The 15,227-nt window shown below is 53.8% G+C and carries 16 protein-coding genes; 8 read left to right on the top strand and 8 right to left on the bottom strand.

The genetic code is table 11. The annotated features are described in order from the left end of the window. The first annotated feature begins 7 nt into the window (after positions 1-7). Positions 8-670 (top strand): ribosome biogenesis GTP-binding protein YihA/YsxC, encoded by a 663-nt coding sequence (gene yihA, locus B0D95_RS15570; RefSeq protein WP_078044756.1) that lies wholly within the window; start codon positions 8-10, stop codon positions 668-670. Between the two features lie 560 nt (positions 671-1,230). Here the strand turns inward: yihA and polA are convergent. Further along, complete coding sequence (gene polA / locus B0D95_RS15565; protein WP_078045788.1) at positions 1,231-4,032, bottom strand: DNA polymerase I; 2,802 nt, start codon at positions 4,030-4,032, stop codon at positions 1,231-1,233. Between the two features lie 411 nt (positions 4,033-4,443). Here polA and B0D95_RS15560 point away from each other — a divergent pair, with 411 nt between their 5' ends. Beyond that, positions 4,444-4,701 (top strand): hypothetical protein, encoded by a 258-nt coding sequence (locus tag B0D95_RS15560; protein WP_078044755.1) that lies wholly within the window; start codon positions 4,444-4,446, stop codon positions 4,699-4,701. A 348-nt stretch (positions 4,702-5,049) separates the two neighbouring features. After that, on the top strand, positions 5,050-5,364 hold the full coding sequence (locus B0D95_RS15555) for a hypothetical protein (protein ID WP_078044754.1): 315 nt from the start codon (positions 5,050-5,052) through the stop codon (positions 5,362-5,364). On the opposite strand, the gene B0D95_RS15550 is transcribed toward B0D95_RS15555, so the two are convergent. Continuing rightward, positions 5,320-6,270, bottom strand: a complete 951-nt coding sequence (locus B0D95_RS15550; protein ID WP_078044753.1) for a zinc ABC transporter substrate-binding protein — start codon at positions 6,268-6,270, stop codon at positions 5,320-5,322. The two genes, B0D95_RS15555 and B0D95_RS15550, sit on opposite strands and share 45 nt — an antisense overlap. 163 nt (positions 6,271-6,433) lie before the next feature. Here B0D95_RS15550 and B0D95_RS15545 point away from each other — a divergent pair, with 163 nt between their 5' ends. From B0D95_RS15545 to B0D95_RS15525, 5 genes are all read left to right on the top strand, one after another. Beyond that, a complete protein-coding gene (locus tag B0D95_RS15545; protein ID WP_078044752.1) occupies positions 6,434-6,937 on the top strand; it encodes a Fur family transcriptional regulator in 504 nt (167 codons plus the stop codon). Next, entirely contained in the window at positions 6,934-7,746 is an 813-nt protein-coding gene (gene znuC / locus B0D95_RS15540) for a zinc ABC transporter ATP-binding protein ZnuC (RefSeq protein ID WP_078044751.1), read from the top strand. Before B0D95_RS15545 ends, znuC begins: the two co-directional genes overlap by 4 nt. Then, positions 7,739-8,524 carry a zinc ABC transporter permease subunit ZnuB gene (gene znuB / locus B0D95_RS15535; RefSeq protein ID WP_078044750.1) on the top strand — a complete coding sequence of 262 codons (786 nt, stop codon included), beginning with the start codon at positions 7,739-7,741 and terminating at the stop codon, positions 8,522-8,524. Before znuC ends, znuB begins: the two co-directional genes overlap by 8 nt. Positions 8,525-8,670: 146 nt before the next feature. Next, positions 8,671-8,898 carry a hypothetical protein gene (locus tag B0D95_RS15530; RefSeq protein ID WP_078044749.1) on the top strand — a complete coding sequence of 76 codons (228 nt, stop codon included), beginning with the start codon at positions 8,671-8,673 and terminating at the stop codon, positions 8,896-8,898. Positions 8,899-8,981: 83 nt separating this feature from the next. Continuing rightward, positions 8,982-9,836 (top strand): UDP-2,3-diacylglucosamine diphosphatase, encoded by an 855-nt coding sequence (locus B0D95_RS15525; RefSeq protein ID WP_246841624.1) that lies wholly within the window; start codon positions 8,982-8,984, stop codon positions 9,834-9,836. A gap of 8 nt (positions 9,837-9,844) precedes the next feature. Here B0D95_RS15525 and B0D95_RS15520 read toward each other — a convergent pair whose 3' ends face one another. The 6 genes from B0D95_RS15520 to B0D95_RS15500 all read right to left on the bottom strand — a co-directional run bounded on the left by B0D95_RS15520 (position 9,845) and on the right by B0D95_RS15500 (position 14,967). Further along, positions 9,845-11,317 (bottom strand): alkaline phosphatase PhoX, encoded by a 1,473-nt coding sequence (locus B0D95_RS15520; RefSeq protein ID WP_078044748.1) that lies wholly within the window; start codon positions 11,315-11,317, stop codon positions 9,845-9,847. A gap of 159 nt (positions 11,318-11,476) precedes the next feature. After that, positions 11,477-12,223: a ZIP family metal transporter gene (locus B0D95_RS15515; protein WP_078044747.1), complete on the bottom strand. Its 747-nt coding sequence runs from the start codon at positions 12,221-12,223 to the stop codon at positions 11,477-11,479. A 2-nt stretch (positions 12,224-12,225) separates the two neighbouring features. Beyond that, complete coding sequence (locus B0D95_RS15510) at positions 12,226-12,630, bottom strand: thioesterase family protein (protein ID WP_078044746.1); 405 nt, start codon at positions 12,628-12,630, stop codon at positions 12,226-12,228. A gap of 12 nt (positions 12,631-12,642) precedes the next feature. Next, entirely contained in the window at positions 12,643-13,068 is a 426-nt protein-coding gene (locus tag B0D95_RS20865; RefSeq protein ID WP_246841623.1) for a hypothetical protein, read from the bottom strand. Continuing rightward, positions 13,026-13,442: a hypothetical protein gene (locus B0D95_RS20860; RefSeq protein WP_246841622.1), complete on the bottom strand. Its 417-nt coding sequence runs from the start codon at positions 13,440-13,442 to the stop codon at positions 13,026-13,028. The genes B0D95_RS20865 and B0D95_RS20860 overlap by 43 nt, the downstream gene beginning before the upstream one ends. A 121-nt stretch (positions 13,443-13,563) precedes the next feature. Continuing rightward, positions 13,564-14,967: an HDOD domain-containing protein gene (locus B0D95_RS15500; RefSeq protein ID WP_078044745.1), complete on the bottom strand. Its 1,404-nt coding sequence runs from the start codon at positions 14,965-14,967 to the stop codon at positions 13,564-13,566. Between the last annotated feature and the right edge of the window lie 260 nt (positions 14,968-15,227).

The raw sequence follows: 15,227 nt of genomic DNA, 5'->3' as shown, positions 1-15,227 counted from the left end.
TATTATCTTGACCGAGATCGTATTTACCAAGGCTTACTTCACCAAGAGCGCGCCCAGCATTCGCGAGTGCCCGCCCGAAACCGGCTATGAAGTCGCCTTTGCCGGTCGCTCCAACGCGGGCAAGTCCAGCGCCATTAACGCCTTGACCAACCAAAAGCTGGCGCGCACCAGTAAAACACCGGGGCGCACCCAACTGATTAACTTCTTCAATGTAAGTGATACGCAACGCCTGGTAGACCTGCCTGGCTATGGTTATGCCAAAGTATCGCGCGATCAAAAAGAAAAATGGCAGCGCGATTTATCCGAATACTTGCAAAAGCGCCAGTGCTTGCAAGGGCTAATCCTGCTGATGGATATACGCCACCCGCTGCAAGAATTTGATACCACCATGCTGAACTGGGCTATCAAGGGCAATATGCCGGTCCATATTTTGCTCACCAAAGCCGACAAACTCAGCCGTATGCAGGCCAATAACGCCTTGTTTGCGGTGCAGAAACAACTCAAGCAAGCCAACCTTCATCAACTGGTGAGCGTGCAATGCTTTTCTTCCTTGAAATACACGGGACTTGATGAATTAAAAGCGGTCTTACAATCCTGGCTGGCGCCCGCCGCAACAACCCTGGAGGAATCGCCGATTGATGCTGAGGCTCCAAAAACACAGCCTCAGTGAAGCGATCATCAGAAAATAAGCAGGCATAAAAAAATCCGATGATTTGGATAAATCATCGGATAAAAACTGGCACCCTTGGGGTGGCGCCAGATGGGCTAGAGTGAAACCACTAAAGAGGGGAGAACAATTAACACGTTAAATCAATAAGTTGGCTTAACTGATTACTCTGACCCGGTGCTTGCCGATAAAGTTCAGTGAAATTTTTCAAATCCCATTCATGCAACATTTTTTGCACAATTCCACGCCTGAATACCCCACTCGATCCCAAACGACAGGCAAAAAAAACCCCGATAAAATCGGGGTCGGCTTAGCGTAATTGACTTCATGCTCAGCTGGCTTAAGCGCCATTAGGGGAGGAGTTAGCTCATGATCGTAAAACACACATAACTGAGACCCACCCCTTTCCAAATTAGTTCAACCTATTTCAAAATAAATTTGCACATTTTTTGGTTAATTCGCCAAACCACTGTAAAAACAAATACTTATAGCGTTTAAAAAAGTTTAGCTATCGCACTGCACACCCCGAATAATCGGTTTTTACGCCAGATCTGACCTGTACCTTAGTGCGCTTCATCCCAGTTATCGCCAACACCGGCCTCTACCAGCAGGGGCACTTTCAAGCTGGCCGCTGCTGACATACGCTCAATGACGCCAGCGCGCACCTGCTCCAGCTGCGCTTCAGCGACCTCAAGCACCAGTTCATCGTGTACTTGCATAATGATGCGGGCGTCCAGGCCGGTTTCATCCAGCCAGGCCTGCACATTAATCATGGCGGTTTTGATGATGTCAGCAGCGGTTCCCTGCATGGGGGCGTTAATCGCGGTGCGCTCAGCGCCCATCTGCAAGTTTTTATTTTTGGCGTTGATCTCCGGCAGATACAACCGGCGACCAAACAAGGTTTCGACATACCCCTGCTCATGGGCCAAGGCGCGAATGTTATTCATGTAGCGCTGTACACCCGGGTAGCGTTCAAAGTAGCGATCAATGTACTGCTGCGCTTCATTGCGCCCAACATGCAATTGCTTGGCAAGACCAAAGGCTGACATGCCGTAAATCAAACCAAAGTTAATTGCTTTAGCGCTGCGGCGCATTTCCGGCGTGACCGCATCGAGCGCCACGCCAAATACCTCGGCGGCTGTCGCGCGGTGCACATCCAGGCCTTTTTCAAAGGCGCTCAGCAAACCGGCGTCATCCGACAAATGCGCCATGATGCGCAATTCAATTTGAGAGTAATCCGCCGCGACCAATTTATAGCCTTTAGGCGCAATAAACGCTTGGCGAATACGGCGCCCCTCTTCCGTTTTGATCGGAATATTTTGCAAGTTGGGATCTTGCGACGATAAACGTCCCGTCGCGGCAACTGCCTGGTGATAACTGGTATGTATACGACCCGTTACCGGGTTGATCACCAACGGTAATTTATCGGTGTAAGTCGATTTTAATTTTGCCAGCCCGCGATACTCCATTAATACCTTGGGCAGCGGATAATCCAGCGCTAGTTCTTGCAGCACTTCTTCTGCGGTAGAAGGCGTGCCGGTTGGCGTTTTTTTGATAACCGGTAATTTTTGCTGTTCAAATAAAATCACTCCCAATTGCTTGGGCGAACTCAAATTAAATTCTTGCCCGGCAATGTCATAGGCCTTGCGCTCCAGCTGCGTTAATCGCTCACCCAATTCAATACTTTGTTTGCCGAGTAAATTGGCATCCACCAATGCACCATTTCTTTCAATGCGCGACAATACCGGCACCAATGGCATTTCGATATTTTCAAAAACGCTTTTGAGTGATTCAATTTTTTCCAGCTGCGGCCAAAAAAATTGATGCAGGCGCAACGTGATGTCCGCATCTTCCGCGGCGTAGTGACCAGCATCTTCAATTTTCAATTGATTAAACGTGAGTTGTTTTACGCCTTTGCCAGCCAGCTCTTCAAAGGTAACTGTTTTGTAATCCAGATAATTTTTGGCGAGGTCATCCATATTGTGACGACTGCCAATAGAATTCCACACGTAGGATTCCAGCATGGTATCGAATTTAATACCGCGCAATTCAATGCCGTAATTGAGCAGCACACTGCGATCGTATTTTAAATTCTGGCCAATTTTTATTTTGTTGGCATCTTCCAATAATGGTTTTAATTGTTCCAACACCCACTCCAATGGCAGCTGTTCCGGTGCCCCCATATAGTCGTGTCCACAGGGAACATAGGCAGCAATGCCCGCGTCAATCGCGAAATTTACGCCGACAATTTTTGCATCCATAATTTCCAGCGCGGTGGTTTCAGTATCAAACGAAAACAGGGGCGCCTGTTGCAGGCGTGCCAACCACTGGGCGAATAAGGTTTTGTCCGTGATAATGTCGTAGCGAATTTCACTGGGTGCCGCTGCTGCAGTTGGTGCAACATCCACATCATCAGGTGCAAACGAATTTGTAGCGGCAGCAGCTGACGGCGCGGCATCCGCCGTTTGCGAAGCCACCGCATCACCCAAATCTTTTACCCAACTTTTAAATTCCAAAGCTTCAAATAATTCGCGCAAGCGCTGATTGTCCGGTGGCGATAGATGAATTGATTCCGGGCTCAAGGACAATTCCACATCGGTTTTAATTGTCGCCAAACGATAGGACAAGTACGCCATGTCGCGGTGTTCAATTAATTTTTCCGGCATGGTTTTGGCGCCGCGAAATGACAAGCTGCGCACTTTTTCCAAGTCGGCATAAATCGCATCCAAACCACCGAGCCCCTGTATTAATCCTTGTGCAGTTTTTTCACCCACGCCGGGCACACCGGGAATGTTATCGACCTTGTCGCCCATGAGCGCGAGGTAATCAATCATCAATTCCGGACCAAAACCGTATTTGGCATGAACGCCGGGAATGTCCAGCACGGTTTCCGTCATGGTATTCACCAGCGTGACATGCTCATTCACCAATTGCGCCATATCTTTGTCGCCGGTGGAAATCACCACATCGCGTTTTTGTTCGGTGGCTTGCCGTGCAAGTGTGCCAATTACATCGTCCGCTTCTACGCCTTCGACAACCAATAATGGCAAGCCCATGGCTTGCACTATGTCGTGGATCGGCTGCACTTGCGGGCGTAAATCCTCTGGCATGGGCGGGCGGTTGGCTTTGTATTCGGCAAACATGTCATCGCGAAAGGTTTTGCCTTTTGCATCAAACACAACGGCGATGGGACTTTGCGGATAATCCTTGACCAGCCGGCGCATCATATTCACCACACCCTTCACCGCGCCGGTTGGTTGGCCTTTGGAATTGGTGAGCGGAGGCAGGGCATGGTAGGCGCGGTAGAGATAGGAAGAACCATCAACAAGTACCAGAGGCGGCTGATTTTGGAGAGTCTCGGTCATAAAAATATCTGCACTAAAGGGGCTGTAAATAGGCCGCAGGATACACCAAAGGCCCAGCGATCGAGCCAGAGCCATGATGCAATCCCCACAAGGGTAACAATCAGAGGGGCAATGATTACAAAAGTGTTACCTGCGCCAAAATGTGTTACCAGGCGACAAAGCTCGCCCCATTTATAGGATAACTTGCTAAGTTTCGGTATTTATTCACATTTTATAGCTTTCAATAACAAAAAGGTTTAACCACCCTCTAGCCATTAAAAATAATTGTGTTACCATGAGTAACATAAAGTAACAAAAGATCTTACCCAAGCTCAGATGTTATCCAAACGCTAGACCCAAAAAACTTTACCCAAGACAACAAGGTTGCTCACAAGGCAACTGGAATCGAATGATCCATCGGAGGAACCCACGATGAAAAAGACCACACTGATATTTGCAACACTGTTACTGACCGCTGCCGGCGCTTATGCCGATGATGCCAAAAATCAAGAATTGACCCTGGCCGCTGCCGATTTAGGCGTAAAAGCGACTTGGGTTGAAACTCAGGAAGACGCCGAAGCGCGTATTGCTGATGAGTTGACCGCTAAAGAAGACGCGCTGAACGATAAGGCACACGCCAAACTCGAAGAGCAGTTGGAAGCCAAATTGGCCAAGCAGTTTGAACTCTGATTGAAACACTGAAACACCAGTTGTAACCGGATTGGTTAACCCCGATCCGGTCGATTTTCCCAACGCTTGCTGACTACCCCTTATTTTCTCCTCGTGTATTAGCCCTGCATACGACCATTAATGTGGTCCCTGCGGGGCTCTTTTTATGTAGGCAATCACAAATTTGCAATTTGTCTGCCCCTTGGCGCAAGAGCCAACATCGGTATTGAATCTCTCACCTAGACTGGCAATGAGTCTTTGCGTTGTAAACGGCTTTTGCGTGCATAGGTATCAGTCACAGCAATAAACCTTAATGATGTTTATTTCTTCTGCGGGGCGCTAACCCCACTATTTGCACAGGACTGTTTTATGGATAGTTTAATATTTTCCCAAACGGCCATTTTTCGTATGCAACAACTGGCAAGCTGCCTCTATCACAAAACGGGCATTCGCTATCGTATGGCAACCCCTGAGGGGATGTTGGATTTGTTGCGTGCGGGTAGCGCTTCGCGGGATGCTGAAGTGCGTCAGTATTATGATTCGTTTGTGATGGAGCTGAATAAACGCCAACTGGATATGCTCGAAGCGCGCAATGTCACACTGCGCAAGCCCTTCCATGGTTCAATTATCGCTGGAAACTCAACGGTGAGTGCCAGTGTTACGCCCATCCGCAAGGCAAGTTAAAAAGCTCTGCCCCAATTGCTCCATCAAGTCGTTATAGCTGGACACCTTGTCGTTACCTATAGGGTCCAGCAATCCAATGTTCAACCCCAGCGAGCGTCCCATTTCTTCTATTGAGCGACTGTTCTGGTAGGGTTCCATAAATACGCAGCGCCCCTCGCGGGCAAGCACATTGCGCAGGGCCTGCAAATGCTTGGCTCCCGGGCGACGCTCGGGCGTGAAGGTTACATAAGCAAGCTGGTGCAGGCCGTAATGGGCGACAAAGTGACTGTATCCTTCGTGATATACCGCAAATCCCAGGGATTTTACCGGTGCCAACTGCGTGAGCAGCCGTGTGTCCAGGGCTTGCAATGACTGGCTAAAACGCTCGGCATTTTGTGCATAGTAGGCAGCGGAGGCGGGTGCGATACGCCCCAGGCGCAGGGCGACAGCGCGGGCAATAATCGCTGCATTGCGTGGGTCCAGCCAGATATGGGGATCTCCGTTGCTATGTTGGTGCGCGCTATCATGACCGGGGTGATCGTGCCCATGGTCATCGAGCTCCGGCCAAAACAATCCATCCAACGTGTAGCTGCCCAATACATTTTCTGCGGGCAGATTCGCCAGTGGGCGCGCCAGAAAACTTTCCAGCTCCGCACCAACCCACAACACCAGATCAGCATCGCGCAGGCGGCGATGGTCGGACATTTTGAGGGGATAATCGTGGGCCGAGGCGGTGATGGGCAGTAATATGTCGATATCCGCCTGATCGCCCGCAACCTCTTGGGCAATCAGCGCAAGGGGTTTAATGCTGGCCAGCACCATGGGTTTGGCAAGGGCGGTGATAGCCAATGACCATAACAACAGCACCAGCAGGGTGCGAAAACTACAGACCGAGTGGACAACAAAAGCCAAGCGGGGTGAACCCATGATTGTGAATCCTGTATCCGCAGCCAGCGACTGCGGTGAAATAAATGCCTGCACAAAGGTTATATAGTAACATAGCTCATCTATTCCTCGCCTGCCCTGCCATCCAAGGATCTGCAGAGGCAAGCGACCTGACTAACCGCCAGACCCACAGTGTGATTACCTTATGGAACATACACCGCTCGCCTGTAGCCATCACGACCACGACCATTGTATTAGCGATGCGCTGGAAGCCGCGCGCCTGCTGTGTGTGAGCCGTGGCGTCCGCCTGACGGACTTGCGTTTACAGGTGCTGGAGTTGATCTGGCAAAACCATAAGCCACTGGGCGCCTATACCTTGATGGAGATGCTGGCCAAGGCCAATACCCGTCGGGTGGCACCGCCGACGGTGTATCGCGCGCTGGATTTCCTGCTGGAGCAGGGGCTGATCCATCGCATTAATGTGCTCAACGCCTTTATTGGCTGCCCATCACCGAATATCCAACACCAAAGCCATTTCCTGATTTGTCGCCACTGCGGCATAGCCGTGGAGCTGGATCAGCCAGCGCTCAGCGAGCAGATTCTCAGTGTCGCCCGGGAAGCCGGGTTTACCGTGGAAACCCAGGCACTGGAAGTGTCCGGCCTGTGCGCTAACTGCGCCAGTCATGCACCGGAGCGGGCACTGGCATGAGTGAACTGCTGATTAAGGCGCGCGGTCTGGGTGTGGTGCGCAATGGGCGACATATTTTGCAGAATGCCGATCTGGATCTCGCCGCAGGCAAGATCATCACCCTGATTGGCCCCAACGGCGCAGGCAAAACTACCTTGGTGCGCGCGGTGCTGGGCTTGATCAGCATCGATGAAGGCAGCATCGAAAAAGCACCGGACTTGCGCATTGGTTATATGCCTCAAAAGCTCCACCTGGATGCCAGCCTGCCGCTGACAGTAGCGCGCTTTCTGGCACTGGGCGGCAAACCGCGGGTGGATTTGGGCGAGATTTTGCAATTGACCGGCATCGATAAGCTCATTGATATGCCAATCCAATCCCTTTCCGGTGGCGAAACCCAGCGGGTATTACTCGCCCGCGCACTGCTGCGCGACCCGCAATTACTGGTATTGGATGAGCCAGTGCAAGGGGTGGATGTGGGCGGCCAGTCGGCGCTTTATGCACTGATTAACGAGATTCGCAACCAGCGCCAATGCGGCGTATTACTGGTTTCCCACGACCTGCATTTGGTGATGGCGACGACCGATACGGTCATTTGCCTCAACCAGCATGTGTGCTGCCATGGCCACCCGGAACAGGTCACTAACGACCCGGCCTACCTTGCGCTGTTTGGTGATGTGATTGGCGCACAAGTGGCGCCGCAAGTCGCGATTTACACCCATCACCACGACCACCAACACGATACCCACGGCAATGTGATCCGCCCCAAAGGCGCCCATGTCCACACTGCTGGCAGTTGTAGCGATTCCTGCGGACACGACCACCATGCCTGATTTTTTATTGCTCGCCCTGCTCGCCGGTATCGCGGTTGCATTGGTTGCTGGCCCACTGGGCGCCTTTGCCGTGTGGCGGCGCATGGCCTACTTTGGCGATACCCTCGCCCACTCCGCACTGCTGGGTGTGACCTTTGGCCTGCTGCTCGACATCAACCTCAACCTCGCCATCGCCCTCGGCTGCCTGCTGTTGGCGCTGATTCTGGTGGCCCTGCAAAACAACCGCTTCCTCGCCACCGATACCCTGCTCGGTATTCTCTCCCACTCTACCCTCGCACTCGGCCTGGTCTGTGTCAGTATTTTCAGCGAGAGCCGCATCGACCTGCTGGCCTATTTGTTCGGCGATATATTGTCCGTCAGCCAGGGCGATGTGATCAGTATTTGGGTGATTTCCCTCGCGGTACTGGGTGCCTTGATCTGGCTCTGGCGCCCCCTGCTGGCGATTACCGTGCATGAAGAGTTGGCGCAGGTAGAAGGCGTTCCGGTAGTGCGTGTGCGCACCGCGCTGATGCTGTTAATGGCGCTGGTGATTGCGATTGCGATGAAAGTAGTAGGTGTGCTGCTGATTACCGCCCTGCTGATTATTCCCGCCGCCGCCAGCCGTCGCCTGAGCCGCACCCCGGAGCAGATGGCGGTTATCGCCAGCCTGCTGGGCATGGTGGCGGTACTGGCCGGGCTGGGTGCATCCTACTGGTGGGACAGCCCCGCCGGGCCAGCCATCGTTTTATCTGCCACCGCCATGTTTAGCCTGACCCTGCTCAAAAAACAGCAGAGTTAAATCAACCCGGATGGTTTTGTAAGCCAAAGCGCACAAAAATCCGGGAAATTTGCGACTGTTTTCACATTCCACCTTGGTAGATACTGTCACCTGTCGTGCCGCATCCAATGGCTGGAGTGGCGGCTAAGTCAGCAAGGATAGAATCCATGACCACCCTCAATATAGGAAAACAGGCGTTCAATACACAGGATGTCGCCAACAAAGTCCAAAGTGACATACTGTTTTTGGAATCCCGCATTGCCTTGTTGCAGCAGCAACCCAACCCCAACCCGATGGTGGTGCAAACCTACGAGCAAATGCTGGAAAGCCGCCAGGCAGTGCTGGGCTGGCTACAGCAGAACGAGGTGCAAGTCGCGCTGGATAAACTGGGCTGATTGTCACTCAAACTTCATCAAAATGTTGCGTTTTCGTCATCTTTTCGCCGCAGTATGCAGCGAAACAGCTCAGGAAACGCACTATGAAGACCTCTGCCAACCCCCTCGCTGCCACCCTGCCTCTGGTCGCCACTGCCACCGATGCAGCACCTAAACCCACCAGCAGTTTGATCAACGCCCGCACCGTGTGGATTTCCGATATCCACTTGGGCTTCCGCGATTGCAAGGTGGACTACCTGCTGGACTTTCTCAACCGTATCCACTGCGACACACTTTATCTGGTCGGTGATATTGTGGATTTGTGGTCGCTCAAACGCCGCTTTTGCTGGCCCGCCAAGCACTATCAGGTGATGCTCAAGTTCTACGAACTGGCAGCCAAGGGGATGCGTGTGGTCTATGTACCGGGCAATCACGATGACCCTATGCGCCACTTCAGCGGCGAACTATTTGGCCCTATCGAAATCGCCCATGAACACGAATACGTCACCGCCGATGGCAAGCGCCTGCTGGTCATGCACGGCGATGCCATGGATGCCTATATCAACCACAGTTGGCTCAAACGCGTGATTGGCGATCACGGCTACGAGCTGCTGTTGTTTATCAACCGTTGGTCAGACCGGCTGCGCAAGTTGGTGGGGCGGCCTTATTTTTCGCTGGCGGGCCTGATTAAAAGCAATATCAAAGGCGCCAAGGCGGCCATTGCAACCTACGAAAAAGAGGCGCTGGCGGAGGCCAAACGACGCGGCTATGACGGTGTGGTCTGCGGCCATATCCACTACCCGGCGCTGCGCGAGGAAGGTGGATTGCGCTATGCCAATTGCGGCGATTGGATCGAAAGCTGCACCGCCCTGGTAGAGGATCACCAGGGCGTGATGCGCCTGTTGCATCACAGCGATACCATTCAATGGCAAGCACTGGAGCAGCGACACCCCGCCTGAAACGAGGCTTAACCGAGTTTATCCATACCCTTGGCGCGACTGCGCAAATTACCCCAAGGGCCGGTAATGGCGAGGGTCAGGCCGGGGCGCTGGATATTGACGAATAAGGTAGTGCCGTCGGGCGAGAAGCAAGCACCGCAGAATTCGCCTTTATCGGGATGAGCGTTCATCGCCAGGGTGTAGATGCGCCCATCAGGGGTGAGGCCGCGCAGGTAGTTGACGGTATCGGGCGTGTCGGAATAGCTATCCTCGCAGATGATCAGATCGCCCCAGGGCGCAACGGCAAGGTTGTCACAGGATTCCAGAATCGCACGGTTATGGGTTTCGTAAAGCAATTCCATGACCCCCGGCTGCTCCGCTTCGCGCGCCGTGCCTTCAAAAGGGCTGGGTTCATAGCGCCACACCTGGCCAATTTTGAGCGGGCCGCCGCTGGTGGCAGCAAACAGCACCTCTCGGGTTTTGTCGTCGCGCAGGGCAAAAGCCAAACCTTCACCGCGCGCAAAAATGGCGGCACCCTTGGCTTCGCCACGGATGTTCAAATCGCCCTCGGGCGCGGTGACTTCGTCCAAATCCACCCACTCGCAGCTAAATCGCTGGCGCATGGCTACAGCTTGAGCCTTGTTGTCGGCGGCATCTTCAGGCCAATTGCGGGTATTGGCACTTGGCCAACCGCGAATCGCCAGCGCCTGCAAACGCCCACCTGCCACCAGTTTGCCGGGGGTTGTGGGGATAAAGCGGTAAAACAGGCTGCGATCCGTATCTTCCGACAAGTACACAATGCCGCTGGTGCTATCCACCGCTGCCGCCTCGTGTACAAACCGGCCCATTGCTGTCAGTGGCACCGCATCTACCAGCCCTTTGCTGAGCGAGGGCACTTCAAAAATGTACCCGTGTTCGCGGCCATACCCCTGGGCTTTACCCAGCAGTGTCTCTTCGCAACTCAACCAACTACCCCAAGGCGTGGCGCCGCCAGCGCAGTTGCGCACAGTGCCGACCAAGCTCAGGTGGCTGCGCTCTATTCGCTGGCTGCGATGGCTGTAGATCAGGGTGCTGGTGCCGCCGTTAACAGGTAGATCGCCCAGGAAATCGTAACTCTTGGCGCCCGCCTGTTTACGGGCCAGATCCTTATCGCCACCAAAGGCATCCACTTCATCGCCAACGGAATCCAGCTCGTGATTGCGCACCAAAATGCATTTGCTGGCATCACCCGGTAGCGGAAAGGCCGCCATGCCATCCAGTGCACCGGGAGTAATCAGACCGTCGCTCATGCGATCCCCGGTGCGGGAAATCACTTTGTAGCTAAAGTCGCGCGGCAAATTGAGAATTCCAGCGGGATCGGCCAGTAGTTGGCCAACCTTATCAAGGCCATACACCGGGTCTTGCGCATAGACCTGCGCCTGCAATTGCAAGCTGCGTAAACCACCCAAGGCAATGGCGGTAGCACTGGCATTTTTAAGAAAGTGACGACGAGTCAAACGCATAACAGCAATCCCCTAATCAATAGATGGCCAGACCTGGCACAAGAGCGCTGTTTTTGACCTACCCATGTGACAAACAGATGACCGCCGGGTGATCCCGGGGAAAAAGAGGTTGAGCTGAAATGACCGCTATGCAGGCGACAGCGATTAACTAGCCGGGTTTCAGGCTTCCAGCGCCTGCAATGCCACGGCCACCACAAAACCCAGCGCCGCCACCAGCCCCGACATTTCATGGGTTTCGGCGAAGGCTTCAGGAATCATGGTTTCCACCACCATCGCAAAAATACCGCCCGCCGCCACACAGGTTACCAAAGCCTTGATATGGGCAGGCGCAGAGCCAAAAAACACTGCGCCAATAACCGCAAACACTCCCGAACACACAGCAATGCCCAGCCACAACCGCAGGATAAACCAGCCACCGCGCCCGCCACGGCGCATGCCCGCCGTGCTGGATAAGGCTTCGGGAATGTTGGAGATAAAAATCGCCGCGATAGTGGCCACACTGAGCTTGCCACCACTGGCAACCAGCAGGCCGATGGCGATGGATTCGGGAATACCGTCGAGCAGGGTGCCTGCCGCAATCGCCATACCGGTATTGGATGCCACGGGCGGCTGATGCTGAAAGCGCTTGCGGTGCTTCACTGCGGGCAGGTTGAGCTGATGGTTGATCAGCGAAAACACCAGTGCACCGGCCATAAAGCCGCCCGCAATCCACAGGATACTGACCTGCTCCAGCGAGCTGCCCACCAGTTCAAAACTGAGGGCAGCAACCAGAATACCGCTGCCAAATGCCATTACATAGGCGACAGTTTTGGCTGAAAAGCGGATAAACCACCCCAAGAGCGCACCAATCAGCAGCGCACTGGATGCGACAAATCCCCAAAAGCCCGCCTCCAGCCACAGGGGCATCGCTACGCCTCAAACCAGCTGCGCACAGTGTCGGGCAGGGGCACCGATTTGCCGTCTGTCGCACTCACCCATACCACCTTGGAATAACCTTCGGCAGCGGGTGTGTCGGGCTGTGCCTGGGTGTAAACCAGATACTTGACCATAAAGCTGGAGCGCCCCGGCTCACTCAGGAACACATCGATACGCAGCAGATCCGGGTGGAAAATCGGGCGCATAAAGGTGCAGCCAATGGTCACCACCACTGGATGGGTATCGCTCTTGAGCGGCAGGCCTTTTTCCAGCATCCACAAAAAACGCGCCTCTTCAAAATAGCGAAAATAGAGGGTGTTGTTCACATGGCCGTAGGCATCCATATCACCCCAGCGCACCGGGATTTCACAGGAAAAAAAGGGTTGGGTATCGCTCATAATGACTCCTGTTTAACGGGCTGCCTTTGCGGTAAAACTGACGTTCATACGCCCTAATCCCGCATAGTCAATTTGAATATCCGTATTCACGGGCACCTCAATCACGCCCGCGTAAGAACCGGTAATCACCGCCTGCCCCGCCACTATGCCCTGGCCACGGCTGCGCAAAAATTCTGCCAGCCAGTAGAGCGGCGCTCGCGGATGGGTATTGGGGTGCTGCCCCTGACGCTCTATCACCTCGCCATTGGCACAGGTCATGGTCACGGTAAAACTGCTGGCGCTGCGCGCGCTGCCGGAATCCACTTCCGGACCAATGAACAGGCCTTGATTCACCAGCCCGTCAGCGAGCATTTCCGGAAATTCGCAACTGGCCGGATCGCTGTAGCGGCTATTGATCAGCTCCAGTGCCATGTGGGTGCGGGCGATGGCGGCATCCACCTCTTCTGCCGTATAGGGTTCGGGTCGCGGGGGGAGATCCTTGCCGAAGAAGAAAGCCAACTCCGGCTCGATACGCGCGCGTTCACCCTCGGGGAGGTTTTGGTCCACAGGCTGACCGGCGCTACAGAATCGATGGTGCGGGTATAAATAGGGCCAATCACCAACTTGCCTTCCGGCGGCAACAGGCACTTCCAGCCGCCGATACTGTCGTCCATCTGCTCACACCAGCGCTCCGTCACAGCCGCTTGAATCGCCAGCGCCTGCTCCAGATTCTGCGGACGGCATGCAACCGGTAACGCATCACCTTGAGTGCCCTGAATACGGCGCTCAACCAAAATGGCAGCCGCATCGGCGGCGGGAAATAAATTAGTCATCAACACTCTCTCACTTGTCAGGCCGAGGCTCATGCCTCTGTGGATAAATCAGGTCACACTATAAACACAAAACCCCTCGCAAAAGGGGTTTTGGTATCACAGCCGGCAAACACAGGTCCGCTTAATGATGGGGTGCCAGCTCATTGGCGATGTGCTTCAAATCATCGCTGCTCTCGATAATATTCGCCACGGTGGTATAGGCTTTTTCCGGATCCAAATGCAAATCCTCAAACACCTGGGGCGGAATCGCCACTTTGGGGCCGCGACCAATGCTGTGTTGCTGCAACAGACGCTGGGCGACAAAAATCAGTTTGGCGTAGGTGGCATATTCCCCCTGATAATGCGGGTTGGTTTGATAGCGCAGGCCCACAACCACTTCCTCCGGCATAGACCAAAGCGACATGAGTGAAGCACCCAGTTGCTCGCGGGTAATGCCCAACAGATGGCGCTCAATCACCTGATGGTCCACATGGGGATTAGCATCGGCCAGCTCGCAGTAATTGTGGAAATAAGGCGGGAAGACTTCCGCCAGAATCAAATAGCCAAAGTTGTGCAGCAGGCCGCAGAGGTAGGCCATACCAAAACTGGGGCGATGGTCGCGCGGAATTGCCGTGACCAGCCCTTCAATGGTGGCCGCCATATAGACCGCTTGCTGCCAGTAAGGCAGGGCGCCATGAGGGCCTTCTTTGGGGATAGTCATGGCTTTGCCCAGCGACAAACCCAGCGCCAGATTAAGTACCATATCAAACCCCAGCACCCGTACTATGGCGTCGTGGATGGATTTGATTTTGCCCGGGGCCGAATAGTAAGGCGATGCCGCCCAACTCACTACCTGTGCCGCAAGGCTGGGATCGGTTTCCACGATTTGTGCCAGATCGCTGATATCCGCATTGGGGTTTACGCGCAGCTTGATAATGCGCTGGGCGGTATCTGACAGTGGCGGCAATTCCAGGGTTTCTTCCAGGCGCTGTTTGATGCGCAATTGGGTGAAGTTGCGCACAGCACCCAGGATCTGGTCGGCATCGCTGCTGCTGGTATCGTCAACTTCCAGTGGCTCCAGCGGCACGGCGATATCGCAAATGGTTGCATCGTCCATAATCTGCTGGAACTCTTCACGGCTGAAGCGCAACAGTTGTTTCTCGTCGCCCGAATCCGCCAGCAATTCATTGCGCTCCACCAGACTGCGGTCAATCAGCGTCAGGAGGCCGGCCAGCTTGGGCAGCGCCGGTATAGATTGCAGGTTGTGGGACAGGCAAAATTTATGGACATCCTCCGGCTTGGCAGCGTGCAGCTCGCGGCCTAAATGGCGATTCACGGCTTTGAGGTCCAACAGGCGGTCAGCGGCATAAATAACCTGAACACGACCCTTGGTATCTTGCAGAATGACTGATTTGGCAGCGCTCATAGTGCGTAAATGCTGGTCATGCCAAAGTGCTCTTTCATTCTCATCGAGCGGCACCTCAGAAATCTGATAATGCACATTTTGCTTGCTGAGCAATGATTGAACACTGGAAGGGACTGGCACGGCCTACTCCTCTGGTTGAAGATAACTGATTGATAAACATGGGGTTAGGCGACTCCTGAGCTAGTCGTGACCACGAGTGTAATGCAGCAAAACCATTTCTCATATAGCGCCCAGGAAGAATTATGAATACCCCCCTCCCCCTCACATAGTAGTTCCAAGCATAGCCGAGTTTTATCGGTGCCGAATAACAATCCAGCTGCAAAAGCGATTCTGTGTGCCAAAAAATACGACGGCGTTCACTATATTGAATGAAAAACGCG

The sequence above is a fragment of the Cellvibrio sp. PSBB023 genome (assembly GCF_002007605.1).
GTDB lineage: Bacteria > Pseudomonadota > Gammaproteobacteria > Pseudomonadales > Cellvibrionaceae > Cellvibrio.
The sequence above is the reverse complement of the archived record's forward strand: the minus strand, read 5'-3'. Positions and strand labels throughout refer to the sequence as shown.

Coding starts and splice junctions, on each gene's coding strand:
- B0D95_RS20860 (WP_246841622.1), bottom strand. CDS start 13,442: ATGACTAATTTATTTCCCGCCGCCGATGCGGCTGCCATTTTGGTTGAG.
- B0D95_RS15520 (WP_078044748.1), bottom strand. CDS start 11,317: ATGCGTTTGACTCGTCGTCACTTTCTTAAAAATGCCAGTGCTACCGCC.
- B0D95_RS15555 (WP_078044754.1), top strand. CDS start 5,050: ATGGATAGTTTAATATTTTCCCAAACGGCCATTTTTCGTATGCAACAA.
- B0D95_RS15560 (WP_078044755.1), top strand. CDS start 4,444: ATGAAAAAGACCACACTGATATTTGCAACACTGTTACTGACCGCTGCC.
- B0D95_RS15525 (WP_246841624.1), top strand. CDS start 8,982: ATGAAGACCTCTGCCAACCCCCTCGCTGCCACCCTGCCTCTGGTCGCC.
- B0D95_RS15530 (WP_078044749.1), top strand. CDS start 8,671: ATGACCACCCTCAATATAGGAAAACAGGCGTTCAATACACAGGATGTC.
- polA (WP_078045788.1), bottom strand. CDS start 4,032: ATGACCGAGACTCTCCAAAATCAGCCGCCTCTGGTACTTGTTGATGGT.
- B0D95_RS15515 (WP_078044747.1), bottom strand. CDS start 12,223: ATGCCCCTGTGGCTGGAGGCGGGCTTTTGGGGATTTGTCGCATCCAGT.
- B0D95_RS15545 (WP_078044752.1), top strand. CDS start 6,434: ATGGAACATACACCGCTCGCCTGTAGCCATCACGACCACGACCATTGT.
- B0D95_RS15550 (WP_078044753.1), bottom strand. CDS start 6,270: ATGGGTTCACCCCGCTTGGCTTTTGTTGTCCACTCGGTCTGTAGTTTT.
- znuB (WP_078044750.1), top strand. CDS start 7,739: ATGCCTGATTTTTTATTGCTCGCCCTGCTCGCCGGTATCGCGGTTGCA.
- B0D95_RS15510 (WP_078044746.1), bottom strand. CDS start 12,630: ATGAGCGATACCCAACCCTTTTTTTCCTGTGAAATCCCGGTGCGCTGG.
- znuC (WP_078044751.1), top strand. CDS start 6,934: ATGAGTGAACTGCTGATTAAGGCGCGCGGTCTGGGTGTGGTGCGCAAT.